The organism is Streptomyces sp. A3M-1-3 (genome assembly GCF_024213665.1).
GTDB lineage: Bacteria > Actinomycetota > Actinomycetes > Streptomycetales > Streptomycetaceae > Streptomyces.
The window spans coordinates 124,192-148,073 of sequence record NZ_JANAVP010000001.1; the positions used below are offsets into that span (position 1 = coordinate 124,192).

Sequence of the window (23,882 nt, forward strand, 5' to 3'; positions counted from 1 at the left end):
TCAGCGTCCGACGTCGGCCAGCTTCGCCCGAAGTTGCAGCACCGACTTGGTGTGGATCTGGCTGACCCGGCTCTCCGTGACGCCGAGCACATTGCCGATCTCGGCGAGTGTGAGGCCCTCGTAGTAGTAGAGCGTGACCACGGTCTTCTCCCGCTCGGGCAACGTGTTGATGGCCCGTGCGAGCAGGCGCCGCAACTCGCGGTCCTCCGCGATCTCGACCGGATCGTCGGCCGCGGTGTCCTCGAGCGTGTCCATGAGGCTGAGCCGGTCGCCGCCTTCACCGCCGACGTGCAGCAGCTCTTCCAGGGCGACGACGTTCGCCAGCGACAACTGGCTGAAAACCGCGTGCAGTTCCTCGACCGGGATGCCCATCTCCACGGCGACTTCGGTCTCGCTGGGCGTGCGCCGCAGCTGTGCCTCCAGCGTGGCGTACGCCCGCTCGACCGCCCGCGCCTTCTGCCGGACCGAGCGCGGGATCCAGTCCAGGGCCCGGAGTTCGTCGATCATCGCGCCCCGGATCCGGGTGATCGCGTACGTCTCGAACTTGATGGACCGCTCGATGTCGAACTTCTCGATGGCGTCGATGAGTCCGAAGACGCCGGAGGAGACGAAGTCCGCCTGCTCGACGTTGGCCGGCAGCCCGACACTCACGCGGCCCGCGACGTATTTCACCAACGGCGAGTAGTGCAGGATCAGCTGCTCCCGCAGCCGCTCGTCGCCCGTGGTCTTGTACGACCGCCACAACTCGTCGAGCGACGAGGGTGCGGGGGGCCGCACGCTGCCGCGGGCAGCGGGGGGCACTGCGGCGCGGTCAGACCCGGAGGTGTGCTGGGGCATGCGTTGCCTTGAGCCGTTCTGCTGTGATCCGAGTGGGGACGTGTGCCTGGGGCCGAATCCTCGTGAGCGTAGCGTGACTGGAAAGTCGCAGTGCGCGAAGGGTATGGGATCGTACAGCCCTGATGCCGCGCGCGGCCCGCACCCGCGCAGCGCGGCCGAGGCCAAGTGCGCAGGCCCGGAGGGTGGCACCGAAATGACCGGACATCTCATCGGGATCACCCTTTCACCGGATCGCCCCAGGTCAAGAACCGCCTCGCCGCTCGATCGGGGCGTGTGTGGCAGTGGGCGTCAACTGCCACCTGTCGCCGTGTCGTTCGACGAACCCCAGCGAGTGAAGTTCGTACAGTCTGCCGATGGTCTCGTCGGTGCTCGTACCGGCGCCCAGCGCCGCCTCCCGCACTCCGGCGGGCCGCCGGCCCGGCAGCGCTTCGAGTACCCGAGCGGCGACGGGATCCAGCAGGTCACGGGCCAGCACGGGCCCCCTGCGGGCCGGGGCGAGCTCGCCCATGTCACCGACCAGTTCGATCACCTCGGCGGCATCGGTGACCAGAACGCCCTCACCGCGCAGGAGTTCATGCACTCCGGCGGAGAGTCCGCTGGTGGCGGGGCCGGGCACGCCCATGGTGAAGCGGCCCAGCTTCTGCGCGCTGCGCGCGGTGACGAGCGAACCGCTGCGGTACTCGGCTTCGACGACGACCGTGCCCCTGGTCAGCGCGGCGATCACACGGTTGCGGAGAATGAACCGGCTGGGCGTGGGGTGGGCTCCGGGCGGTAACTCGCCGATGACCAGGCCCTGTTCCGCGATCCGTCCGATCAACTCGGCGTGCCCGCGCGGGTAGCCGACGTCCACGCCGCAGGCCAGTACGGCGACCGTGGCCCCGTCCGCCGCCAGCACCCCCCGGTGCGCCGCGCCGTCGACCCCGAACGCCGCCCCCGAAACCACCACCCAGCCCCGCTCGGCGAGCCCGGTGCCGAGCGCTGCGGCCATGTGCGCGCCGTACGGCGTGCAGGCTCTCGCCCCCACGACAGCCACGGAACGCAGCGCCCAGGTCCGCAGGCTGGGCCGCCCCCGCAGCCACAGCCCGACCGGCCGGGCGTCGCCCAGGTCGTCGAGCTGCCTCGGCCATTCCAGGTCGCCCGGACAGATGAATCGGCCGCCGCCGGCCGCCACGGCGTCCAGATCCCGCTCGGGGACGGCCGCCGCCGCCCGTATCCGGTATCCGCTGAGCCGCTGCTCCCCCACTCCGGCCGGCGCTGCTTCCTCTTCCGCCGGGGAGGTGAGCCGGCGCATGAGCTCCACGGCGCCGAACTCCCGCAGCCAGCGCCCGCCCTGCTCGTCCCCGGGCTCCAGCACCCGGGTGAGCGCGGCCCGCGCGAGTCGCTCCGCATCAGCCACGCCACCGCCCACTCCAAAGCCGCCACCACCCTCGGCCAGGTCAGCACCGGCGGCCGCTTCCGGAGTCATACGCCTCCTCCCGCCGGCATCGGCACCCCGCGTGCGATTCCGGTGCGCAGTTCCAGTGCCGCGGCGACGTCGTACGCGTCGGGCCGCGCCTTCCCGGCGAGGTCCGCCACGGTCCACGCGACCCGCAGCACCCGGTCGAGGCCGCGCGCGGTGAGCAGCCCGCGCTCGAGGTCCCGCTCAGCCGCCATCAGGGCTCCGGGAGCGGTCTGCCAGCGGGTGCGCAGCTCGTGGCCCGGCACTTCGCTGTTCGTGGTCCACGCGGTGTCCGCCAGCCGCGCGGCGGCCCGCTCTCTCGCCTCCCGTACCCGGGCCGCGACCTCGGCGGTGGACTCCCCGCGCCCGCCCCGGCCCATCAGGTCCGAGCGGTTGACGGGCTCCACTGCGACGCGCAGATCCACCCGGTCGAGCAGCGGACCGGACAGCCGCGCCTGGTAGCGGCGAATGACGGAAGCCGGGCACTCGCATCCCGAGCCGTGCAGCGTGTGGCGGCCGCATGGACACGGATTCGCCGCCAGCACCATGAGAAAGCGGGCGGGCAGCCGCACGACTCCGGCGCTGCGGGCCACGACGACATGACCCGACTCGAGCGGCTGGCGCAGCGCGTCCAGGGCCCGGCCGCTGAATTCCGGTGCCTCGTCGAGGAAGAGAATCCCCCGGTGTGCCAGCGAAACGGCTCCTGGCCTGGGCAGCCCGTTCCCCCCGCCTACGAGCGACTGCATGGTGGCGGAGTGGTGCGGGGCGCAGTACGGCGGGGTGCTGACCAGGGGCTCACCGGGCGGCAGGATGCCCGCCACCGAGTGGACGGCCGTCACCTCCAGGGACTCCTGTTTGGTGAGGGGCGGCAGGATGGCCGGCATCCGCTCGGCGAGCATCGTCTTGCCGGCCCCCGGCGGACCGGACAGGAACAGGTGGTGCCCGCCGGCCGCGGCCACTTCCAGCGCGTGGCGGGCTGCCCGCTGGCCGGCGACGTCGGCGAGGTCCGGCCGGTGCCCGTCGCCCTCGCCGGGCGGCCCGGCCAGTCCCGTACCGATTCCGGCCCCGGGCACAATGAGCCCGGCGAGCATGGCGTCCGGCCGGCCCTCCTCCGCGGCGACCGTCTCGTCCGGAACCGTGGAGCCGGTGAGTACGGCGATGAGCTGCCGCAGGCTGCGGACGCCCAGCACCGAGACGCCCGGCACCAAGGATGCCTCCGCCGCCGTCTTCTCCGGCACGACCACGTGGCGATACCCGGCGTCTGCGGCGGCGAGCACAGCGGGCAGGATGCCGCGCACCGGGCGGACCCGGCCGTCGAGGCCCAGCTCGCCGATCATGACCAGATCGGCGATCTCCTTCGGATCGATCTTCTCCGCCGCCCCGAGGACGGCACACGCCACAGCAAGATCAAAACCGGAGCCGCTCTTGGGCACGGAGGCCGGGCTCAGCCCCACGGTGAGCTTCTTCTGCGGCCACTCGGCGCCCGAGTTCACCACGGCCGCCCTGACCCGGTCCCGGCTCTCGACCAGGCTCTTGTCCGGCAGCCCCACCAGCGTGAAAGCGGCGACACCCGGCTCCAGATCGGCCTGGACCTCCACCACCACACCCTCGACGCCCACCAGCGCCACCGCGCACGCACGGGCGAACCCCATCAGGCCACCCCCCGAGCGTGCTCGACCACCGGCGCTCCGCGCCGCGGCAGCAGCACCCCGACGAGGTCGATGCGCACCCCGCCCGGCGGCGGGCCCCCGTGGTCCTGCAGCCAGCGCTCGGCCAGCCGTCGCAGCCGGGCCGCCTTCACCGGTGTGACGGCCGCCATCGGGTGTTCGAACGGGCCGGCTCTGCGGGTCTTGACCTCGCAGACGACGACCGCGTCACCGTCCCGGGCCACGATGTCGATCTCTCCGGCCCGGCAGCGCCAGTTGCGCTGGATCACGGTCATCCCGGCCTCTGCCAGCCGCCGCGCCGCCAGGTCCTCGCCGTACTGTCCGAGTGCTCGTCGGGCTCGCTGGGCTCGTTGTGCTCGCTGGGCGCTCATGTCGGCACCACCTCCGGCACCGACTCTGACCCAACCGCCGCCCACTAGTGGATCTTGGTGGACAACTCGGCCGTTGTGGACAACTCAGCCACTCGGAAGTTCGAGGTCGCTCTTGTTGAGCTCCTCGATATTCACGTCCTTGAACGTGAGCACCCGCACCTGCTTGACGAACCTGGCCGGCCGGTACATGTCCCAGACCCACGCGTCGGCCATCGAGACCTCGAAAAACACCTCACCCTGGACCGAGTGCACCTGCATCTCGTAGTCATTCGTCAGGTAGAAGCGCCGCTCGGTCTCAATCACGTATTTGAACAGCCCGACGACATCGCGGTACTCCCGGTAGAGCTTCAGCTCCATCTCGGTCTCGTACTTCTCGAGGTCCTCGGCGCTCATGGCATGTTCCCCTTCACCCGTGCGTCCCCCTATTGTGCGCCAGCCCCGTACGCCCCTAGACGATTTCGGGGGCCAGGACCACCGGCTCACCCGGAGGACCCTCGTCGAGCAGCGTGCGCAGCAGCTCGGCGAGTCTGGTCGGGTACACCGTCTCATGGGCGGCGGACAGTTCAGCGGAGGTCCACCATCTGAGGCCCCTGAGGCTGCGCAGCTCCAGCTCCGTGTGCCCGCATGCGAAGCCCGTGGCGGTCAGCGTCTGCGAGGTCCGTGCGAGGAAGTACCACTCGTCCTGGTCCCAGCGCCGCCCGTCGAAGGGAAACGAGCAGATCCGGCGCCAGACCACCGGCCCGAGCTCGACCTCCGTGATGCCCGTCTCCTCCGCGAGCTCGCGCAGCGCGGCCTGCTCCCGGCTCTCGCCTGCCTCCAGCCCGCCGCCCGGGGTGAACCACCAGGTGTCCGACAGGTCGCCGGGCTCGTACCCGTGCAGCAGCAGAATGCGGTCCTCCGGGTCCAGCAGGACGACCCGTGCCACCTTCCGGAGCTCACGGGCAGGCTCGCCGGGCTGCTCAGCGGGCACCGGCCCGCTCCCGCCGCCCGCGTCCCGCCCGGCCTGCCCGCCCCGCCCGCTTCGCCAGCGGCCCGTACGCGGCCCCGCCGAGGATCAGCACCGCGCCGGCCACGATCGAGGCCATCACCAGCCGCACCGGCCCGGGCTGCGAGATCCCGCCCGGCAGCTCCGCGAAGGCCTGCGGCCGCTCGATCGTCCCGCCGAGCGGCCACGCCGTGGCATCCACCCGGGCGCTCACCGCACTGCGGGGTACGGAGCCCTGCCCCGCCTCCTCCACGTGCACCCGCGAGTCCAGCGAGCCGCTGCGCTCGTCGCCCAGCAGGAACAGCCGGCCCTCCGGGACCGTGGCCTCGAACGCGGTCGTCGACGCTCGGACCTGGTCCCGCAGATACGGTTCGTCAAGAGCCTTGCCGTTGAGGGTCAGCTTGCCGTCCTTGCCGCAGCAGGCGACGGTGTCGCCGCCGATCGCGACGACCCGCTTGACCATCGGCATGTCACTCCACACCGAGTCGGTGAAGACCACGACGTCGCCGCGCTTCACCTCACTGCCGTCTATCCGCTCCGCGAGCACCCGGTCTCCGGCGTTCACGGTCGGCGTCATGGAATCGGAGGGCACGGTGTACGGCTGGTACACGATGGCTCCCCAGACGAACCCACCCAGGAAGAACACACAGCCGACGGCCACGGCCAGCCCCGACAGCACACTGCCGAGACGACCGTGGCCGTCGCCCGTACGTCCTGTTCCGCTCATCCCAGCGCCCCACATCCGGGTCGACAATCGCTGATCTGAGTCGGCACCCTACCCGGCGGTACGCCCGCTGGTCAGCCTCCGCCTGCGCCACATCACCAACGGCACCGCTCCGGCCACGCTCAGCGCGCCCACCGGCGCCATCGACACCGCGGCGCTGAGCCCCGGCTGGTCGAAGGTGTCCGGGACCGGCAGCGTCGCCCAGCGGTTGATCGGCCAGGCCACCACGACGGCCCGTCCGACGACCTTGTCGACGGGTACGAAGCCCTCGTTCGCGTCCTGCGTGTGGTACCGGGAGTCCAGCGAGTTCTGCCGGTGGTCACCCATCACCCAGATCTTGTCCTCGGGCACGTTGACCGGTCCGAAGGGGCTGTCGTCGCACGGGGTGTCGCCCGGGAAGATGTACGGCTCGTTGAGCGCCTTCCCGTTGACCTTGACCGGACCGCCCTTCTTGCACTCGACGGTGTCGCCGCCGACCGCGATGGTCCGCTTGATCAGGTCCTTCTCCTCGGCGGACGGCATCAGACCGATAAAGCTCAGGAACTTCTGCACCGCGTTCGGATCGGGGGTCGGTTCACCGTCCAGCCAGCCGCCCGGGTCGTGGAACACCACGACCTCGCCCCGCTCCGGCTCTGCGCCGAACCACGGCGTGAGCTTGTCGACCAGCACCCGGTCACCCTGCTGCAGCGTGTTCTGCATCGAGTCGGAGGGGATCGAGAAGGCCTGCACCAGGAAGGTCTTGATCACCAGCGCCAGCAGCAGGGCGATACCGATGAGGAGAGGCAGCTCCTTCCAGAAGGAGCGTTGCTTCTTCGCGGCGCCGTCACTCCCGCCGGTCCCGCCCGGATCGCCCTCCGTGCCGTCCGTCGCGCTCACGGGTGACTCGGCTGGCTGATCGGGCCGCTCCTCGGGTTCGTCGTGTCCGGATCGTGCGCCGACCGCCAAATCCCCCACATCCACTCCTCACTCCGTGCCACTGCCCGCACCGGAGACGGTGCAGGCCCACCACTCCCATAACGAGCGGGAGTTCCGCAGGGCTCGGGAGCCGGATCATTGCGTTCAGATCCTGAGTGGACACACTATTCGACAGACCGGGCGCCGCGGTCACGCCGCTGCGCCCGTCGGGCACGGAAGCGTACGTCTGACGCTCCTCCAACTGCCTCCAATGGCCGACCGGCCAGGCGATCACGACGGCCCTCCCGACGACGCCCTGCTCCGAGACCGTGCCCTGAAACGCTTCGTCGAGGTGGAAGCGGGAGTCGGCGGAATTGGCGCGGTGGTCCCCCATGACGAAGAGGCGCCCCGCCGGCACCTGCACATCGAACTTGATTTCCGAGGGAGCATTTCCGGTGTTCACATACGGCTCAGTGAGCGGCACGCCGTTGACGGTGACCCGGCCGTCCTTGTCGCAGCACTTCACGGTGTCCCCGCCGACCGCGACGACCCGCTTGATCAGGTCCTGCTCATCCTCCGACGGCAGCAGTCCGATGAAGGTGAGCCCCTGCTTGATCTGCTTGACGACCACCGGGTCGTCCTTCTTCTTCGTCTGCTCCTGCTCCAGCCAGCGGCCCGGGTCCTTGAACACGACAACGTCCCCGCGCTGCGGCTTCGAGCCGAACCACGGCGTCAGCTTGTCCACCAGCACCCGGTCGCCGATCCGGATCGTCTGCTCCATCGAGCCCGAGGGGATCACGAACGCCTGCACCAGGAAGGTCTTGAGGACCAGGGCAATCAGCAGAGCCACGGTTATGAGGATCGGGATCTCTTTCACGGCCGACCTGCGCCGCCGCCGCTTGACCCTGCGTGCGAGCTTGCGCCGGTCCGCCCGCCCGGGCAGGACCGGTCCCGTCGTCGGCCGGCTGCCCGTCGGCAGCCGGGTGTCCGACCGGTGGTACGCGCGTGGCCGTCCGCGGTTACCCATGGGCTCCGCCGAGTGGCCGTACGCCGCTGAAGGCGCCGGGTCTGTCCAGTGACGCCCACCGGGTGAACGGCCAGCCGATCCAGTCGGCCCTTCCGATCACCTTCTCGACCGGAACCATGCCGCCGCCCGGCTCCCCGAGGTGGTCCCGCGAGTCGCGCGACTGCGACCGGTGGTCGCCCATGAGCCACAGGGTCTCCAGCGGCACCACGATGTCGAACGGCACCTGTGACGGGGCATCGCCCGGGAACAGGTACGCCTCGTCGACCGCCACTCCGTTCACGTGGACCCTCCCCTGCTTGTCGCAGCAGACCACCCGGTCGCCACCCACGCCGACGACGCGCTTGACGAAGTCGGCGTCGGCGCCCTCCTCCTGTACGAAGGATCCGGTGCCGTCGAATACGACGACATCCCCGCGCTGCGGCTCGGCACCGAAACGGTACGCCAGCTTGTTGACGAGTACCCGGTCCCCGATCTGAAGAGCGGGCTCCATCGAACGGCTCGGGATCAGGAACGGCTGTACGACAGAGTTGCTGATCAGCAGCAGCAGGACCGCGCCCACGATCCCGGCCAGGGCCGCCTTGCGCCATGACAGACGCGCAGAGCGCGACCCCTCTGCCTCCCCGTCGGGGTCGCAAGAGTGGTCGCGCTCTGTGAGTTCAGCTTCGGTCTCCATCGGGGGCTGAGCTTATCCGGCCCGCCCCGTGGACCCGGGCGCAAGCTCAGTTGTCGCGCTTCTCCTTGATCTTCGCGGCCTTGCCGCGCAGGTCACGGAGGTAGTAGAGCTTGGCGCGGCGGACGTCACCGCGGGTGACGAGCTCGATCTTCTCGAAGATCGGGCTGTGCACCGGGAAGGTGCGCTCGACGCCGACGCTGAAGGAGACCTTGCGGACCGTGAAGGTCTCGCTGATGCCAGAGCCCTGGCGACGGATGACGACGCCCTTGAACTGCTGGATACGGGAGCGGTTGCCCTCGATCACGCGGACGTGGACGTTGACGGTGTCACCGGCGCGGAAGGCCGGGAGGTCGCTGCGCAGCGAGGCGGCGTTGACGCCGTCGAGCAGGTGAGACATGTTCTTCGTCTGCTTTCTTCGCACGATGCCACAGGTCATCGGGCGGGAGTTCGTGAGGCGATTCGGGTGCCGCTCCGCCGGGCGGGCGTCTTTCCCCCTGTGGCAGGGGCGCACGCCGGACGTACAGCAGCGGCCTATTCTTCCACGGCCTCCGGCCTGCGCCAAAATCGGCCGTCGGGGGTCGGTCGCCAGCCGAGGATGCTGAGCATTTCCCGGTCCTTCTTGTCGAAGGCGGACGCCTCGCAACGCTCGATCAGATCCGGCCTGTTGATGGTCGTACGGCGGAACGCCTCGTCCCGCCGCCAGCGGGCGATCTTCCCGTGGTGGCCGCTGAGCAGGACGTCGGGGATGGTGCGTCCGCGCCACTCCGGCGGCTTCGTGTAGACCGGGCCCTCCAGCAGGTTCGCCATCTCGCCGGGCGCGAAGGAGTCGTCCCGGTGCGATTCGGCGTTGCCGAGGACGCCCGGCAGCAGCCGCGCGACGGCCTCGGTGATCACCAGGACGGCGGCTTCTCCGCCGGCCAGCACATAGTCCCCGATGGACACCTCGTACACCGGCATCCGGGTCGCGTACTCGTCGATGACGCGCCGGTCGATGCCCTCGTACCGGGCGGGGGTGAAGACCAGCCAGGGCCGCTCGGACAGTTCGACCGCGAGCTCCTGGGTGAACGGGCGGCCACTGGGCGTGGGCACCACCAGGACCGGGCTGTGCGCCCCCGCCTCGAAACCGGACGCGAGCGCGTCGTCGAGCGCCTCACCCCAGGGCTCGGTCTTCATGACCATGCCGGGGCCGCCGCCGTAGGGGGTGTCGTCGACCGTGTTGTGCCGGTCGTACGTCCATTCCCGCAGGTCGTGTACGTGTACGTCGAGCCGGCCGCGGGCGCGCGCCTTGCCGACGAGCGAGACGTTCAGGGGGTCCAGGTACTCGGGGAAGATCGTGACGACGTCGAGACGCATCAGTCTTCGTCCTGGCTCGAATCGATCACGGCACGGTCGTCGATGAGGCCGGGCGGCGGGTCGATGACCGCCCGCTGGGTCTCCAGGTCGATCTCGGTCACGATCTCCTCCACGAAGGGGATCATCACCTCGCTGCCGTCGGGCCGCTCCACGATGAAAAGGTCCTGGGACGGCAGATGCGAGATCTCGGTGATGCGGCCGACCTCGGTGCCGTCCGCGAGCACCACGTCCAGGTCCATCAGCTGGTGGTCGTAGAACTCCTCCGGGTCCTCCGGCATCTGCTCCGGGTCGACCTCGGCGATCAGCAGCGTGTTACGGAGGGCCTCGGCTCCCGTACGGTCTTTGACGCCTTCGAAGCGCAGCAGCAGCCGGCCGCTGTGCACCCGGCCGGTCTCGATGGTCAGCGGTCCCACGGAGGCGGGTTCGGTGGCCAGCACGGCGCCGGGCCCGAGCCGCAGCTCCGGCTCGTCCGTACGCACCTCGACGGTGACCTCGCCCTTGATTCCGTGGGCACGGCCGATCCGCGCGACTACCAGCTGCACTCTTTGGTCTCCTGTCGTACGACTACGGGCCGGGGCGGACCCGTAGGCCCTCCCCGGCCCGAGCCGGTGTTCAACTTGTTCAGCGGGCCTGGTCCACGTCGACGAGGTCGACGCGGATGCCACGGCCGCCGATGGCGCCCACGACGGTGCGCAGAGCGCGTGCGGTGCGGCCATTGCGGCCGATCACCTTGCCGAGGTCATCGGGATGGACCCGGACCTCGAGCACACGCCCGCGGCGCAGGTTGCGCGAGGCGACCTGCACATCGTCCGGGTTGTCGACGATGCCCTTCACGAGGTGCTCGAGAGCCTCCTCGAGCATGCTCAGGCCTCGGTCGGCTCAGCGGCGGACGCCGACGGCGCCGTCGCGTCAGCAGCCTCGTCCGCCTTCTTGTCGGCCTTCTTCGCCTTCGGGGTGATGGCCTCACCCTTCGGCTCGTCGCCCTCGAGGCCCTTGGCGAAGGCGTCGAACGCGGCACGCTTGTCGGCCTTGGGCTCGGCGACGAGCAGCGGCGCCGGGGCCGGCAGGCCCTTGTGCTTCTGCCAGTCACCGGTGAGCTTGAGGATCGCGAGAACCGGCTCGGTCGGCTGCGCGCCGACGCTCAGCCAGTACTGCGCGCGCTCCGAGTCGACCTCGATGCGCGACGGGTTCTGCACCGGGTGGTACAGGCCGATCTCCTCGATGGCCCGGCCGTCACGGCGGGTACGGGAGTCGGCGACGACGATGCGGTAGTGAGGCGAACGGATCTTGCCCAGACGCTTCAGCTTGATCTTGACTGCCACGGAAGTGGTGTCTCCTGGTCTTGACGTGGTTGGGCACAACAAGATGCCACGTGGGGTTGCGGTACTCGGGTGCCCGATGGACGCGTCAGCCGGAGGCGAGAGGGTTCCTGTGCGGCTGTCGAGTACAGCTAGCCATTGTGCCACACACCTGCGGCGCGTCCTTACCGCCGCCTCCCTACCCCGCCGCCCCCACGGCGACGGCTTCCGGGATACGGAACGGCTTGCCGCAGCCGCCGCAGACGATCGGCGCCTGGGCGAGCACGGACGGGACGACCCGCACATTGCGTCCGCAGTCGCAGACCGCCTTCACCCGGACGCCACCTCCGGACGAGCCGTGCCGGGCGGCCGGTCCGCGGAAGCTGCGTTTGGTGTCGGCGGCCGTCGCCACGGTGTGCGCCTTGAGGGCCCGCTGCAGCCGCTCCATGGTGGGCCGGTAGCGCTTCTTCGCCTCGGGATTGAGCGTGACCAGCGAGAAGCCGCTGCTCGGGTGCGGCTCCTCGGAGTGGTCGAGCCCCATCTCCTCGGCGATCGCGAGGAATCTGCGGTTGTGGTAGCGGCCGGCGCGCGAGGTGTCGCGGACACCCCGGGCGGCGGCGATGCCATGGACTGCCTCGTGCAGCAGTCGTTCGAAGGAGAGCTCGGCGCCGCAGGCGGACGAGGACTCTCCGATCAGGGACTCGGGCGCGGCAAGATCCGGCAGCTCGGGGTGGTACCGCTGAATGTCGGCCCACGCCCCTGCCAGCTCTGCGGCGAGAACAGGTGGTGTCGTGCTCACGTCGTGACAACGAGCCGGGGGGCCCGGGTGTTCCGATTCCGGGCCATCCCAAATAATTTGCACGTACCCGTCAGTTGCCGCTCATGCGTCGGGACGAGGGCGGGTGCGCAGATCTGCGGAGGAGTCGTACAGCTCGCAACAAGCCGGTACGTACCGGCGCGTCTACGAGGCGATGAGCAGACTCAGTAGGCGCGGGCCACGATGGCGACAGTACCCGGGGCGTCGTCCGCCTCCGGCACCGACCCGTCCTCGGCGACCAGACACCGTACGGACACGGCCTGCTCGGCGAGCTTGGCCTCGCCCTCCGGGCCGAGGTCGGCCCACGGGATGCGCGCCCAGCCGCCGGCTACCGCGGCCTCCGCGGCCTCCTCGATGGTGCGTACGTCGCTGGTACGGGACTCGCGGCGCTCGCGCGACTCGCGGAGCAGCTGCGCCTGGTCCTCCTCGAGCACCTTGGGCAGCAGGTCGGCCAGCGCCTCGATCTGTACGGGAGTCTTGCCCCCCGGGATGCGCCTGGCCAGCATCGCGGTGCCCGCCTCCAGGTCGCGGGGGCCGACCTCGATCCGTACCGGGACACCCTTGAGCTCCCAGTCCACCGCGCGGCGGCCGAAGGGGGTGTCGGTGCGGTCGTCGACCTGTACGCGAAGCCCCGCGGCCTTCAGCCGGTCGCCGATCTCGCGGACCTTGGCGACCGCCTCGTCGCCCTTGATGGCCATGACGACGACCTGGACGGACGCGAGGCGCGGCGGGACACGCAGCCCGTTGTCGTCGCCGTGCGACATGATCAGGCCGCCGACCATGCGGGTCGAGGTGCCCCAGGAGGTCTGCCAGGCCAGCTCCTGCTGGCCGTCCTTGGACAGGTACGTGGTGTTGAAGGCCTTGGAGAAGTTGGTGCCGAGCTCATGGCTCGTACCCATCTGCAGTGCCTTGCCGTCGCCCATCATGCCTTCGAGGGTGAGGGTGTTGATGGCGCCGGCGAAACGCTCCCTGGCGGTCTTGCGGCCCAGGACCACGTCGATACCGAGGACGTTCACCATGAAGTCCGCGTAGACGTCGCGGTGGATGTGCGCGGCGTAGTCGCGGGCGTCCTCGTAGGTCGCGTGCGCGGTGTGGCCCTCCTGCCAGAGGAATTCGGTCGTACGGAGGAAGACGCGCGGGCGCATTTCCCAACGGACCACGTTCGCCCACTGGTTGATGAGCAGGGGCAGGTCCCGGTAGCTCTGGACCCACTTCGAGAAGTACTCGTTGATGATCGTCTCGGAGGTGGGCCGGACGACGACGGGCTCCTCCAGCTCCTTGCCGCCGCCGTGCGTGACAACGGCCAGCTCGGGCGCGAAGCCCTCCACGTGCTCGGCTTCCCTGGTCAGGTACGACTGCGGGATGAACAGCGGGAAGTACGCATTCTGGGCGCCGGCGTCCTTGATGCGGGCGTCCATCTCCTGCTGCATCCGCTCCCACAGCCCGTAGCCGTACGGGCGGATGACCATCGTGCCGCGTACGGGCCCGTTGTCGGCCAGCTCGGCCTTGTTGATCAGGTCCTGGTACCAGCGGGGGAAGTCGTCCGCCTGGGGCGTGAGAACGGGAGCCTTTGCCATGGCGCGAATGGTACGGCTCCGGCGGCCGCCAGCGTGAATCGGTCCGCCCCACTGGACGCGGGCGCGAATGCGGAGTTCTCTGGCAACAGGGGGACGTACGAGCGCACATGCAACGGGGGGCTGTCCATTCTCAGGGCACAGCTGACCTCTCGGCGGATTGGGGCGCTTTCTATGACACCTACGCTCGTCCGGCACCATCCGATCACGGCAGCGGCTTCCGGCGGTGAGTCGGCCGCGCGGGCCCGCGACTGGGCCGAGATCCAGGAACGGATGCTGGTGCCGCTCTACGAAGCGGTGTACGAGCGGCTGGAGGTCGGCCGTGACACGCGGCTGCTCGGCCTCGGCTGCGGTTCCGGGCTCGCCCTGCTGATGGCGGCGTCCCGTGGCGTTCGGGTGACGGGCGTCGACACGGACGGCGAGCGCCTCGCGCTGGCGCGCGAGCGGCTCGCGCCGGAGCGGGCCGGGGGCGCGCACGACAATGCCGTACGCCTGGCGCGGGGCGGACCCGCCGACGCGGCGGACCCCGGCCGTCCCGCGTACAACCTGGTGACCGCATTCCAGCCGATCGGGTGTGCGGCCGGTGACAGCGAGGGGCTGGTGCCTGCGCTGGAGACCGCGGCCGAGTTGACGGACCGCGGCAGCACCGTGGTGCTGGCCGGCTGGGGTCCGCCGGAGCGCTGCACCACCTCGGCGGTGCTGCGGGTGGCGACCCGGCTCTCGGACCCGATGCGGACGCCCGGCGGGTGGCGGCCCGCCCTCCGGGACGACCTGGAGGACGTGGCCCAGCGGGCAGGGCTGAGACCGGACGGCTCGGGCCGGGTGGCGTGTCCGTTCGGGTACGCGGATCTGGAGAGCGCGATACGGGGGCTCCTGTCGACCGGTCTGTTCGAGGCGGCCCGCCGGGCCACCGACCAGGCGCAGGTGGAGAAGGAGCTCACCGAGGCGCTGCACCCGCATGTGCGCCGCGACGGCACGGTGTGGATGCCGAATGTCTTCCGCTATCTGATCGCCCGTACGCGCTAGCCCGTGCCAGCAGTACAGGCCAGTCGTACGAGAGGAGCCCACGACCCCCGGGGATCGTGGGCTCCTCTCGTCGTGTCGGTGCGTCAGCCCATGAACTTCTTGAACTCGTCCGGGAGTGCAAACTCCTGACCGTCCGCCCCCTGCCGGCCGGCCGGCAGGCCGAAGGCGCCGCCCGACTGGGCCGCCTCCTCGCGGCGCGCGGCCGCGGCCTGCTCCTCGGCCTTGCGCTTCATCGGGTTGCCGCTCTTGCGCTTGCCCTTGGCCTGCTTGACCTGCTTCTTCTGCCGGCCCGGACCGCCACCCATGCCCGGCATCCCGGGCATGCCCGGCATCCCGCCGCCCTGGGCCATGCGCGACATCATCTTGCGCGCCTCGAAGAACCGCTCCACCAGGTTCTTCACCGCGCTGACCTCGACACCCGAACCCTTGGCGACACGGGCCCGGCGCGAACCGTTGATGATCGTCGGGTCCTGGCGCTCGGTCGGTGTCATCGACTTGATGATCGCGGCCGTGCGGTCCACGTCCCGCTCGTCGAGGTTGTTGATCTGGTCCTTGATCTGCCCCATGCCGGGCAGCATCCCGAGCAGCTTCGAGATCGACCCCATCTTCCTGACCTGCTCCATCTGAGCCAGGAAGTCGTCGAGCGTGAACTCCTTGGGGCCCTTCGCCAGCTTGGCCGCCATCTTCTCGGCCTCGGCCTGGCTGAAGGTCTGCTCGGCCTTCTCGATCAGGCTGAGCATGTCGCCCATGCCGAGAATGCGGGAGGCCATGCGGTCCGGGTGGAACGCGTCGAACTCGTCCAGCTTCTCGCCGTTGGAGGCGAACATGATCTGGCGGCCGGTGACGTGCGCGATCGACAGCGCGGCACCACCGCGGGCGTCGCCGTCCAGCTTGGACAGCACCACACCGTCGAAGCCGACACCGTCGCGGAACGCCTCGGCCGTGTTGACCGCGTCCTGACCGATCATCGCGTCGACGACGAACAGCACCTCGTCGGGGCTGACGGCGTCGCGGATGTCCGCGGCCTGCTGCATCATCTCGACGTCGATGCCGAGGCGGCCGGCGGTGTCGACGACGACCACGTCGTACTGCTTGGAGCGGGCGTACTCGATGGAGTCCTTGGCGACCTGGACCGGGTCACCGGCGCCGTTGCCGGGCTGCGGGGCGTACACGGCGACGCCGGCGCGCTCCGCGACCACGCTCAGCTGGTTGACGGCGTTGGGGCGCTGAAGGTCACACGCGACGAGCAGCGGCGCGTGGCCCTGGCTCTTCAGCCAGAGGCCGAGCTTTCCGGCGAGGGTCGTCTTACCGGCACCCTGCAGACCCGCGAGCATGATCACGGTCGGAGCGGTCTTGGCGAACCGCAGCCGGCGGGTCTCGCCGCCGAGGATGCCGATGAGCTCCTCGTTCACGATCTTGATGACCTGTTGGGCGGGATTCAGCGCCTGCGAGACCTCGGCGCCGGCCGACCGCTCCTTCACCTGCTTGATGAAGGCCCGTACCACGGGCAGGGCGACGTCCGCCTCGAGCAGCGCGATACGGATCTCACGCGCGGTGGCGTCGATGTCCGCCTCGGACAGGCGGCCCTTGCCCCGGAGGCTCTTGAATGTGGCTGCGAGGCGGTCGGAGAGAGTGTCGAACACGGCGGTCGCGAATCCTCAGGGTCAGGGGGCGGTCTGTCGGTTCCCCGGTGGAGGTCGGGGGAGGAACGTCCCCCAGGGTATCTGCCCGTTCTGCGAAGCGGGGTCCGTCCCCGTTACCGCCCTACCCCTGGCTCAGCGGTGCGCCCCGCCCGGGCGAGCGTTCCCCTGACCCGCCCCAGTCTTCCCGAAACCGGGGTCAAGCCCCGGGCCCCCTGCGCCTGCGGCGCGGCACACGGCAGTCGCGGGGCGCCGCAGCCCGCGAAGCGGGCGCGGGGCGGCAGAGCGCGGGACTCCCGCGAGGCGGGGCCGGGGTGCGGAGGCCGGAGACCCGGGGGAGAAGGGCACCGTCACGCCCGCAGCGCCTCCTCCAGGGTCCCGGCGACCTCCGCCGCTTCCTTCTCCGGGAGCGGGGCGCCCTCCGCGTCCGTGACATAGAACGCGTCCACCGCGTTCGCGCCCAGCGTGCTCACGTGCGCGCTGCGGACCCGTACCTCCGACGACTCCAGCGCCCGGCCGATCCGGTGCAGCAGCCCCGGCGCGTCCTGCGCCCGTACCTCGATCACCGTCGCGAGCTGCGACCCCGCCGGTGCGACCGTCACCCGTGGCGGCGGCGCCGTCACCCCCCGCCGCCGCGGATAGGCCGCCTCGCGCTCGGCGAGCCGGGCCGGGATGTTGAGCGAACCGTCCAGGGCCCGTACGAGATCGACGCGCAGCCGCGACGCCTGCGGCAGCGAGCCGAACTCGGCGGCCACCCGCCAGCTCAGCAGCAGCACCCCGCTCGGGCCCAGCTCCCCCGGCAGCTCAACGGACCGCAGGTCCGCAGCGCGTACGGTCAGCCGGTGCAGCGCGAGGACCCCGGCCGCCGCCGGGAGGACGCCCGGCTGGTCCGGTACGGCGATGAGCAGCTCGACGCCGACCGGTTCCGGTTCACCGCCCTCCGATGCCTCCGCCTGGGCGTGCAACGCCAGTACGGCCTCCCCGGTGCGGTGCGCCTCGATCGCGAGCCGTTCCTGATCCGCGCTGGGAGCCACCTCGTCGGGCGCCTCCGGCTCGTCGCCGGCCAGCACCGCCGCGACCCGGCTGACCAGGTCGGCGACGAGCGACCCGCGCCAGGTACTCCAGGCGGCCGGCCCGGTGGCCAGGGCATCGGCCTCGGTGAGGGCGTGCAGCAGTTCCAGCGTTCCGGCCGATCCCACGGCCGAGGCCACCGCCGTTACGGTCGCCGGATCGTCGAGATCCCGCCGGGTGGCGGTCTCGATGAGCAGCAGGTGGTGCCGTACCAGGGTGGCGAGCACGGCCACGTCGTTGCGGTCGAAGCCGATCCGCGCCGCCATGTCCCGGGCGATGACCTCCCCGGCGACGGAGTGGTCCCCGGGCCAGCCCTTGCCGATGTCGTGCAGCAGGGCCGCGACAAGCAGCAGGTCGGGGCGACCGACCCGCCGGGTCAGCGAGGACGCCCGTACCGCCGTCTCCACCAGGTGCCGGTCGACGGTCCAGGTGTGTACGGGATTGCGCTGCGGCCGGCAGCGGACCCGCTCCCAGTCCGGCAGCAACCGGGTGATCAGGCCTTCCGCCTCCAGCGCCTCCCACACGGCGACAGTCGGCTCACCCGCGCCGAGCAGGGTGACGAGCTGCTCGCGCGCCTCGGCCGGCCACGGCACGGGCAGCGGCCGCGCGGCGGCGGCCACGCTGAGCCGGCGGACCGCGTGCAGTGAGATCGGCAGCCCGGACTGGGCGGCGGCCGCGGCGGCGCGCAGCGGCAGCACGGGGTCGCGGTCGGGCCGTGCGGCGAGGGCGAGCACGACCTCGCCGTCCTGCTCGACGACGCCCTCGGCGAGCGGGGCGCGCTCGGCCGGGGGCTTCGGCCCGCCGCCGAGGAGGGTGCGCAGCCGGGGCCGGGACGAGCGCGAGCGCAGCACCCGGTTCACCTCGCGCCAGGTGACGTCACTGGCGTACGACACGGTGCGCGCCGCCTCGTACACCTGGCGCAGCAGGGCGTCGGCGTCCAGCAGGCCCAAGCCTGCGGCGACCTGCTCCTGCTCCTGGAGGGCGAGCCGGTCGGTGGCCCGGCCGGTGGCGAGGTGCAGCGCGTCCCGGGCGTCGAGCAGCTGTCGCCGTGCCTCCGCCAGCCCCTCGCGGGGCGCGTCGGCGAGCCAGGACGCGGCGACGGCACGCAGCGCGGTGGCGTCCCGCAGGCCGCCGCGGGCCTCCTTGAGGTCGGGCTCCAGGAGGAACTGCAGCTCGCCCTGCCGGTGGGCGCGTTCGAGGCACAGCTCGTGCAGCTGGGGCAGCCGCTTGGGCGCCTGGTTGCGCCAGTCGGCGAGTACGGCCGTCCGGAGCCCGGCGGTGAGCCCGAGGTCACCGGCGACCGGCCGCGCGTCGAGCAGCCCGAGCTGGACCTTCAGGTCCTCGCCGGCGGTCTTGCGCGCCTCGGCGGGCGTCCGTACGGAATGGTCCAGGGCGAGCCCCAGGTCCCAGACCGGGTACCAGATCCGGTCCGCCAGCGAGGCGAGCGCGCCCGCGTCGGCGGTGCCGTCGTGCAGCAGCAGCAGGTCGAGGTCGCTGCGCGGGGACAGTCCGCCCCGCCCGTACCCGCCGACGGCGACCAGCGCCGCGCCGCGTACCCCGGTCTCCTGCACGGCGCCCGCGAACAGCGCGGACAGCCAGTCGTCGGTCAGCCCGGCCAGCCCGGAACGGCGCGACGGCCCGGACCGCGACTCCTCCTGGAGGAGTCGCAGCCGGGCCGCCGCATAACCGCTGGGTCCCGAGTCTGCTTGGCTCATGGTCTCTTCGAGGCTCGTCACCCAGTAGCTCCCGTTCCCCGTGATCGATGGGATCGATTCTGCGCGTCAGAGGGCGTCCGGGCCGCGCTCGCCCGTCCGTACCCGGACCGCCGTCTCGACCGGCACGCTCCACACCTTGCCGTCACCGATCTTGCCCGTGCGGGCGGCCTTGACGACGACGTCGATGAGCTGTTCGGCGTCATCGTCCTCGACCAGCACCTCGATGCGGATCTTCGGTACGAGATCAACGGTGTACTCCGCACCGCGGTAGACCTCGGTGTGGCCGCGCTGCCGTCCGTACCCGCTGGCCTCCGTCACCGTGAGCCCGTGGACGCCGAAAGCCTGCAGGGCCTCCTTGATCTCGTCCAGCCGGTGCGGCTTCACGACTGCGGTGATGAGCTTCATGCATCCACCTTCTTGTTCTGCGGCGCGGCCGCCGCGTCCTGGACCGGGGTGGGGACGGCCGTACTCCGGGAGGAGGAGCCGCCGCCGGCTCCGCTGAAGTCGTACGCGGTCTCGGCGTGCTCGACCTGGTCGATGCCGGAGACCTCGTCGTCCTCGGTGACCCGCATCCCGATCGTCTTGTCGATCAGGAAGGCGAGGACCGCGGACGCGACCAGAGAGTAGGCCAGGACGGAGAAGACACCGACGGCCTGCTTGCCGAGCTGCTCCAGCCCGCCGCCGTAGAAGAGGCCGGCGACGTCGGACTGCACACCGCCGGTGGCGAGGAGGCCGACGAGGAGCGAGCCGGCGACACCGCCGACAAGGTGGACGCCGATGACGTCGAGGGAGTCGTCGTATCCGAACTTGTACTTCAGGCCCACGGCCATGGCGCACAGGACACCGGCGATGGCGCCGACGGCGATCGCGCCGAGCGGGCTGACCGCGCCGCCGGACGGGGTGATCGCGACGAGGCCCGCGACCGCGCCGGAGGCGGCGCCGAGGGTGGTGAAGGAGCCGTGGCGCAGCTTCTCGTAGGCGAGCCAGGCGAGCATCGCGGCGGCGGTGGCGACCTGCGTGTTGACGAACATCACCGCGCCGACACCGTCGTCGTTGCCCAGCCAGGAGCCGGCGTTGAAGCCGAACCAGCCGAACCACAGGAGACCGGCACCGAGCATCACCAGCGGGAGGCTGTGCGGGCGCATCGGGTCCTTCTTGAAGCCGACGCGCTTGCCGATGACGAGGATCACGCCGAGGGCGGCGGCACCGGCGTTGATGTGGACGGCCGTGCCACCGGCGAAGTCGATGACGCCCATCTCGAAGAGCCAGCCGCCGGAGCCCCACACCCAGTGGGCGACGGGGAAGTACACGACGGTGACCCAGAGGGCGACGAACAGCGCCCAGGCGGTGAACTTCACCCGGTCGGCGAGGGCGCCGCTGATCAGGGCGGGCGTGATGATGGCGAACATCAGCTGGAACACGGCGAACACGTAGATGGGGATCGTGTAGCCGTCCCACAGCTCGACGATGCCGATTCCGCTGAGTCCGACGAAGTCGTCAGACCAGCCGATGATGCCGGCCGTGTCGGTGCCGAAGGCGAGGCTGAATCCGTACAGCACCCACAGGATCGTGACGATCCCGAGGCTGATGAAGCTCATCATCAGCATGTTGAGGCTGCTCTTGACGCGGACCATGCCTCCGTAGAAGAAGGCCAGGCCCGGGGTCATCAGCATGACCAGAGCGGAGCAGATGAGCATGAACCCGGTGTTGGCGGCAGACAGCTCAATCGTGTCTGCGGCAAGCGTCGTGATGCCTGGAGGCATCGGCGTCTCCTCGTCGTCGGTACGGCCGCGTGCGGGCGGAGCGTGTAGACCTGCGGCTGAAGGGGCGGGCCGGTTATGCGCCATGAGGTTGCAGCAGCGCGGTTTCGGTCGATGCCGCACGATGTTTCGCGCCAGTGACGAAGAGGTCTGGCGTGTTACGCCCCTATGAACTGCCGACGGGCGGGCGACCGCGTTCGTTATCGTCCCGCAGCCCGCGGGAGCGGGCACGGCGGGCCGGCGGCGGCTGAGCCGCAAAGAAAACCGGCCGCGACAGCACCCGGTTGACCTGGCGTGAGGGAGCCGGTCGGGCTTTACGGGGTTACTGTCGCGGCCGGCGCTCGAAGGGCCCGGCGACGGGCCTCAGACCGCCTCCGCGGATTCGGGCAGCTGGGCGGCGATCTGATCGGTGAGCCGGACCACCTCGGCCACGTCTCCGTAGTCCCTGGCGGCCGTGTCCACCGTCTTGCGCAGCCTGGTGTTGACCCGCTCGGAGCGGACCCGCCTGGCCACTCCGATGGCCCGTTCCGCGAGGACCGTGCACTGTTCGGGCTCGCGCTGCATGAGGTGCACGGTGGCCATGCCGATGAGGTTCAGGGCGTACGACCGCTGGTGCTCGTCGTCCTTGCCGAACAGTTCGACGGCGCGCTGCATCACCGGTTCGGCGAGCGAGGCGTAGGTGGGGCTGCGGCCCGCCACATAGGCCAGGTCGCGGTACGAGTGGGCGTTCTCGCCGTTGAGCTCGGCCTCGGAGAAGAAGCGGATCCAGTCCGGATCGGGCTCGCCGCCGAGGGCCGCGTCGCCGAAGGTGTCCTCGGCCATCCGGACGGCCCGCTTGCACCGGCTGGGCTGGCCCATGTTGGCGTACGCCCGGGCCTCCATCGCATACAGCATCGCCTGGGTACGCGGGGTGGCGCAGTCGCGGCTGCCGTACTGCGCGAGATGGATGAGTTCCAGCGCGTCCTCGGGGCGTCCGAGGTGGATCATCTGGCGGCTCATGCTGGAGAGGATGTACGAGCCGAGGGGCTTGTCCTCCGCCTCCTTGGCGGCGTGCAGGGCGAGGACGAAGTACTTCTGGGCGGTGGGCTGGAGGCCGACGTCGTAGCTCATCCAGCCGGCCAGTTCGGCGAGTTCGGCAGCGACCTTGAAGAGTCGCTTCGCGGTGTCCGCGGGCTGCGGTTCCTGGAGCAGGTCGGTCACCTCGTGCAGCTGGCCGACGACCGCCTTGCGGCGCAGGCCGCCACCGCACTGGGCGTCCCACTGGCGGAACATCACCGTGGTGGACTCCAGCAGGTCCAGCTCCGGCTTGGACAGCCGCGAGGGGCGGCGCGCGGAGGCCGCGGTCTCCGGCCGGCCGAGGTCGGTGGCGGGGACGGGCACCAGCCAGCGCTGCATCGGCTCGATGAGGGCGGGGCCGGCGGACAGGGCGAGTGACGTCCCGAGGAAGCCGCGCCGCGCGAGCATCAGGTCGCTGCGGGAGAACTCGCTGAGCAGCTGAACCGTCTGCGGGCCCGCCCAGGGCAGGTCGACGCCGGACACCGAGGGTGACTGGTGCGCGGTACGCAGGCCGAGGTCCTCGATGGCGACGACGCAGCCGAAGCGCTCCGAGAAGAGCTCGGAGAGGATGCGCGGGATCGGCTCGCGGGGCTGCTCGCCGTCGAGCCAGCGGCGTACCCGCGAAGTGTCCGTGCTGATGTGGTGGGCGCCCATCTGGCGGGCCCGGCGGTTCACTTGGCGTGCCAGTTCGCCCTTCGACCAGCCGCTGCGTACGAACCACGAAGTCAGCTGCTCGTTGGGGCGCTTCTCAGCGTTCGTCGCGCTTCCGCCGTTGCCGCCCACTGGAAGGCCCCCATTCCGCTCTGCCACTTTGTACGAACCCATATCAGAATGCCGCGAGTTGTGGCCGCCTGTCCCGGAGAAGCACCCACTCGAACAGGAAACCGAGTTGCCCCCGGCATACCCACGCACGCACACAATCTCGAGGTTTGTGCACTGAAAGTAATCCTACGATCACGCCTTCGGCCATGGCGATTCCAGAAACGCCACCATTCGCCACCCCTTCGAATGAACTCGCCTGCCACTGGGCGCGATTCACTTGACACAGGACGATCAGGAGTTGGCGGAACGGTGTACGCCAGGGCGCGCGCCTCCTGCCGCACTCCCCTCGTACCGCTGCGCGCCGCCGCGACCGGGCGGCGGCGACGGTACGTCACCGGGAGGCTCCCAGTCGTAACCACAGGCGAGTTCGACCCGTTGGAGGGGGCATGGGCTTCACGATCGGCAGCAGCCGGGGGATTCGCGAAATCCGGTCCGGCTCACGTCGCCGCGGCCGCACCACAGAGTGCACGGCGGTGGCCGAGTACACAGGGCTGTGGGGCTGGGACGCGGTCCCTGGCGCACGGGCGGCCGCCGGGGTCTGCTCCTGCGGCGACCGGCGGTGCGGGGCGCCCGGCGCCCATCCGCTGGCCTTCGCCGGTGAGGTGCACGCGGGGGCGACCCTCGACGAAGTGTCCAGGGCGTGGGGCGAGTTCCCCGGCGCGTCGGTCCTGCTGCCCGTCGGCCGCGCCTTCGACGTCCTCGACGTGGCGGAGCCGGCCGGCCGCCGCGCGCTCGTCCGGCTGGAGCGGATGGGCCTGCCGCTCGGCCCGGTCACGGCCACCCCGGACGGCCGCGCCCAGTTCTTCGTCGCACCCGGCGCCGCCGAGGAACTCCCCCAGCTGCTCTACCGCATGGGCTGGGACGACGCGGATCTCGACCTGCGCGCGCTGGGCCGCGGCGCCCACCTCACCGCCCCGCCGTCCGACCACGGCGGGCTGGGCCCGGTCAGCTGGCTGCGCCCGCCGGCTCTGGAAACGGCCGGCCGGCCCCCCGAGGCCCGGCTACTGCTCGGCACCCTGGCGTACATCTGCCACCGCTCGACGCTCTGAATCTCCGTCCGGGTACGCAGAAGGGCCCCGCCGCATCTGCACATGTCTGCAATTGCGGCGGGGCCCTTCTGCGTAGATACGACGG

Annotated in this window: 24 protein-coding genes; 2 read left to right on the forward strand and 22 right to left on the reverse strand. The window is 70.9% G+C overall.

Annotated features, from left to right (window positions below; genetic code table 11):
- The 17 genes from whiG to proS form a co-directional block, all read right to left on the reverse strand.
- Complete coding sequence (gene whiG / locus NLX86_RS00585; protein WP_254369529.1) at positions 1-837, reverse strand: RNA polymerase sigma factor WhiG; 837 nt, start codon at positions 835-837, stop codon at positions 1-3.
- Between the two features lie 241 nt (positions 838-1,078).
- Positions 1,079-2,302, reverse strand: coding sequence for a DNA-processing protein DprA (dprA, locus tag NLX86_RS00590; protein ID WP_254369530.1), 1,224 nt, complete (start codon positions 2,300-2,302; stop codon positions 1,079-1,081).
- Entirely contained in the window at positions 2,299-3,927 is a 1,629-nt protein-coding gene (locus tag NLX86_RS00595; RefSeq protein ID WP_254369531.1) for a YifB family Mg chelatase-like AAA ATPase, read from the reverse strand. Before NLX86_RS00595 ends, dprA begins: the two co-directional genes overlap by 4 nt.
- On the reverse strand, positions 3,927-4,313 hold the full coding sequence (locus NLX86_RS00600; RefSeq protein WP_254369532.1) for a YraN family protein: 387 nt from the start codon (positions 4,311-4,313) through the stop codon (positions 3,927-3,929). Before NLX86_RS00600 ends, NLX86_RS00595 begins: the two co-directional genes overlap by 1 nt.
- Before the next feature lie 84 nt (positions 4,314-4,397).
- The gene (locus tag NLX86_RS00605; protein ID WP_003993268.1) at positions 4,398-4,706 is read right to left on the reverse strand and encodes a DUF2469 domain-containing protein; all 309 of its coding nucleotides are present in this window, start codon (positions 4,704-4,706) and stop codon (positions 4,398-4,400) included.
- 55 nt (positions 4,707-4,761) lie between these two features.
- The gene (locus NLX86_RS00610; RefSeq protein ID WP_254369533.1) at positions 4,762-5,283 is read right to left on the reverse strand and encodes an NUDIX hydrolase; all 522 of its coding nucleotides are present in this window, start codon (positions 5,281-5,283) and stop codon (positions 4,762-4,764) included.
- Positions 5,273-6,025, reverse strand: a complete 753-nt coding sequence (lepB, locus tag NLX86_RS00615; RefSeq protein WP_254369534.1) for a signal peptidase I — start codon at positions 6,023-6,025, stop codon at positions 5,273-5,275. Before lepB (NLX86_RS00615) ends, NLX86_RS00610 begins: the two co-directional genes overlap by 11 nt.
- Before the next feature lie 48 nt (positions 6,026-6,073).
- Entirely contained in the window at positions 6,074-6,898 is an 825-nt protein-coding gene (gene lepB / locus NLX86_RS00620) for a signal peptidase I (protein ID WP_254369535.1), read from the reverse strand.
- Positions 6,846-7,943 (reverse strand): signal peptidase I, encoded by a 1,098-nt coding sequence (gene lepB / locus NLX86_RS00625; RefSeq protein WP_254369536.1) that lies wholly within the window; start codon positions 7,941-7,943, stop codon positions 6,846-6,848. The genes lepB (NLX86_RS00620) and lepB (NLX86_RS00625) overlap by 53 nt, the downstream gene beginning before the upstream one ends.
- A complete protein-coding gene (gene lepB, locus NLX86_RS00630; protein WP_254369537.1) occupies positions 7,936-8,616 on the reverse strand; it encodes a signal peptidase I in 681 nt (226 codons plus the stop codon). The genes lepB (NLX86_RS00625) and lepB (NLX86_RS00630) overlap by 8 nt, the downstream gene beginning before the upstream one ends.
- A 46-nt stretch (positions 8,617-8,662) precedes the next feature.
- Positions 8,663-9,013, reverse strand: a complete 351-nt coding sequence (rplS, locus tag NLX86_RS00635) for a 50S ribosomal protein L19 (RefSeq protein ID WP_254369538.1) — start codon at positions 9,011-9,013, stop codon at positions 8,663-8,665.
- A gap of 134 nt (positions 9,014-9,147) precedes the next feature.
- Entirely contained in the window at positions 9,148-9,969 is an 822-nt protein-coding gene (gene trmD / locus NLX86_RS00640) for a tRNA (guanosine(37)-N1)-methyltransferase TrmD (protein ID WP_254369539.1), read from the reverse strand.
- Positions 9,969-10,511, reverse strand: a complete 543-nt coding sequence (gene rimM, locus NLX86_RS00645) for a ribosome maturation factor RimM (protein ID WP_254369540.1) — start codon at positions 10,509-10,511, stop codon at positions 9,969-9,971. The genes trmD and rimM overlap by 1 nt, the downstream gene beginning before the upstream one ends.
- Before the next feature lie 79 nt (positions 10,512-10,590).
- Positions 10,591-10,830 carry an RNA-binding protein gene (locus NLX86_RS00650; protein ID WP_254369541.1) on the reverse strand — a complete coding sequence of 80 codons (240 nt, stop codon included), beginning with the start codon at positions 10,828-10,830 and terminating at the stop codon, positions 10,591-10,593.
- A 2-nt stretch (positions 10,831-10,832) separates the two neighbouring features.
- Positions 10,833-11,291, reverse strand: coding sequence for a 30S ribosomal protein S16 (gene rpsP / locus NLX86_RS00655; protein WP_254369542.1), 459 nt, complete (start codon positions 11,289-11,291; stop codon positions 10,833-10,835).
- A 175-nt stretch (positions 11,292-11,466) separates the two neighbouring features.
- Positions 11,467-12,066, reverse strand: a complete 600-nt coding sequence (locus NLX86_RS00660; protein ID WP_254369543.1) for a hypothetical protein — start codon at positions 12,064-12,066, stop codon at positions 11,467-11,469.
- A 182-nt stretch (positions 12,067-12,248) separates the two neighbouring features.
- Positions 12,249-13,661: a proline--tRNA ligase gene (gene proS, locus NLX86_RS00665; RefSeq protein ID WP_254369544.1), complete on the reverse strand. Its 1,413-nt coding sequence runs from the start codon at positions 13,659-13,661 to the stop codon at positions 12,249-12,251.
- Positions 13,662-13,832: 171 nt separating this feature from the next.
- On the opposite strand from proS, the gene NLX86_RS00670 reads away from it, so the two are divergent.
- Positions 13,833-14,684 (forward strand): methyltransferase domain-containing protein, encoded by an 852-nt coding sequence (locus NLX86_RS00670; RefSeq protein ID WP_254369545.1) that lies wholly within the window; start codon positions 13,833-13,835, stop codon positions 14,682-14,684.
- Positions 14,685-14,767: 83 nt separating this feature from the next.
- On the opposite strand, the gene ffh is transcribed toward NLX86_RS00670, so the two are convergent.
- From ffh to NLX86_RS00695, 5 genes are all read right to left on the reverse strand, one after another.
- A complete protein-coding gene (gene ffh / locus NLX86_RS00675; RefSeq protein ID WP_254369546.1) occupies positions 14,768-16,327 on the reverse strand; it encodes a signal recognition particle protein in 1,560 nt (519 codons plus the stop codon).
- A gap of 347 nt (positions 16,328-16,674) precedes the next feature.
- Positions 16,675-19,110, reverse strand: a complete 2,436-nt coding sequence (locus NLX86_RS00680; protein WP_254369547.1) for a [protein-PII] uridylyltransferase — start codon at positions 19,108-19,110, stop codon at positions 16,675-16,677.
- Positions 19,111-19,176: 66 nt separating this feature from the next.
- Positions 19,177-19,515: a P-II family nitrogen regulator gene (locus tag NLX86_RS00685; protein ID WP_004924863.1), complete on the reverse strand. Its 339-nt coding sequence runs from the start codon at positions 19,513-19,515 to the stop codon at positions 19,177-19,179.
- On the reverse strand, positions 19,512-20,873 hold the full coding sequence (locus NLX86_RS00690) for an ammonium transporter (RefSeq protein ID WP_254369548.1): 1,362 nt from the start codon (positions 20,871-20,873) through the stop codon (positions 19,512-19,514). Before NLX86_RS00690 ends, NLX86_RS00685 begins: the two co-directional genes overlap by 4 nt.
- 360 nt (positions 20,874-21,233) lie before the next feature.
- Positions 21,234-22,751, reverse strand: a complete 1,518-nt coding sequence (locus NLX86_RS00695) for a hypothetical protein (protein ID WP_302060785.1) — start codon at positions 22,749-22,751, stop codon at positions 21,234-21,236.
- Positions 22,752-23,134: 383 nt separating this feature from the next.
- On the opposite strand from NLX86_RS00695, the gene NLX86_RS00700 reads away from it, so the two are divergent.
- On the forward strand, positions 23,135-23,797 hold the full coding sequence (locus tag NLX86_RS00700) for a bifunctional DNA primase/polymerase (protein ID WP_254369550.1): 663 nt from the start codon (positions 23,135-23,137) through the stop codon (positions 23,795-23,797).
- The last annotated feature ends 85 nt before the right edge of the window (positions 23,798-23,882 follow it).

Coding starts and splice junctions, on each gene's coding strand:
- NLX86_RS00650 (WP_254369541.1), bottom strand. CDS start 10,830: ATGCTCGAGGAGGCTCTCGAGCACCTCGTGAAGGGCATCGTCGACAAC.
- proS (WP_254369544.1), bottom strand. CDS start 13,661: ATGGCAAAGGCTCCCGTTCTCACGCCCCAGGCGGACGACTTCCCCCGC.
- trmD (WP_254369539.1), bottom strand. CDS start 9,969: ATGCGTCTCGACGTCGTCACGATCTTCCCCGAGTACCTGGACCCCCTG.
- lepB (WP_254369534.1), bottom strand. CDS start 6,025: ATGAGCGGAACAGGACGTACGGGCGACGGCCACGGTCGTCTCGGCAGT.
- NLX86_RS00670 (WP_254369545.1), top strand. CDS start 13,833: ATGACACCTACGCTCGTCCGGCACCATCCGATCACGGCAGCGGCTTCC.
- NLX86_RS00595 (WP_254369531.1), bottom strand. CDS start 3,927: ATGGGGTTCGCCCGTGCGTGCGCGGTGGCGCTGGTGGGCGTCGAGGGT.
- NLX86_RS00695 (WP_302060785.1), bottom strand. CDS start 22,751: ATGGGTTCGTACAAAGTGGCAGAGCGGAATGGGGGCCTTCCAGTGGGC.
- NLX86_RS00680 (WP_254369547.1), bottom strand. CDS start 19,110: ATGAGCCAAGCAGACTCGGGACCCAGCGGTTATGCGGCGGCCCGGCTG.
- rplS (WP_254369538.1), bottom strand. CDS start 9,013: ATGTCTCACCTGCTCGACGGCGTCAACGCCGCCTCGCTGCGCAGCGAC.
- whiG (WP_254369529.1), bottom strand. CDS start 837: ATGCCCCAGCACACCTCCGGGTCTGACCGCGCCGCAGTGCCCCCCGCT.
- NLX86_RS00690 (WP_254369548.1), bottom strand. CDS start 20,873: ATGCCTCCAGGCATCACGACGCTTGCCGCAGACACGATTGAGCTGTCT.
- lepB (WP_254369537.1), bottom strand. CDS start 8,616: ATGGAGACCGAAGCTGAACTCACAGAGCGCGACCACTCTTGCGACCCC.
- NLX86_RS00685 (WP_004924863.1), bottom strand. CDS start 19,515: ATGAAGCTCATCACCGCAGTCGTGAAGCCGCACCGGCTGGACGAGATC.
- NLX86_RS00700 (WP_254369550.1), top strand. CDS start 23,135: ATGGGCTTCACGATCGGCAGCAGCCGGGGGATTCGCGAAATCCGGTCC.
- NLX86_RS00605 (WP_003993268.1), bottom strand. CDS start 4,706: ATGAGCGCCGAGGACCTCGAGAAGTACGAGACCGAGATGGAGCTGAAG.
- dprA (WP_254369530.1), bottom strand. CDS start 2,302: ATGACTCCGGAAGCGGCCGCCGGTGCTGACCTGGCCGAGGGTGGTGGC.
- lepB (WP_254369536.1), bottom strand. CDS start 7,943: ATGGGTAACCGCGGACGGCCACGCGCGTACCACCGGTCGGACACCCGG.
- NLX86_RS00600 (WP_254369532.1), bottom strand. CDS start 4,313: ATGAGCGCCCAGCGAGCACAACGAGCCCAGCGAGCCCGACGAGCACTC.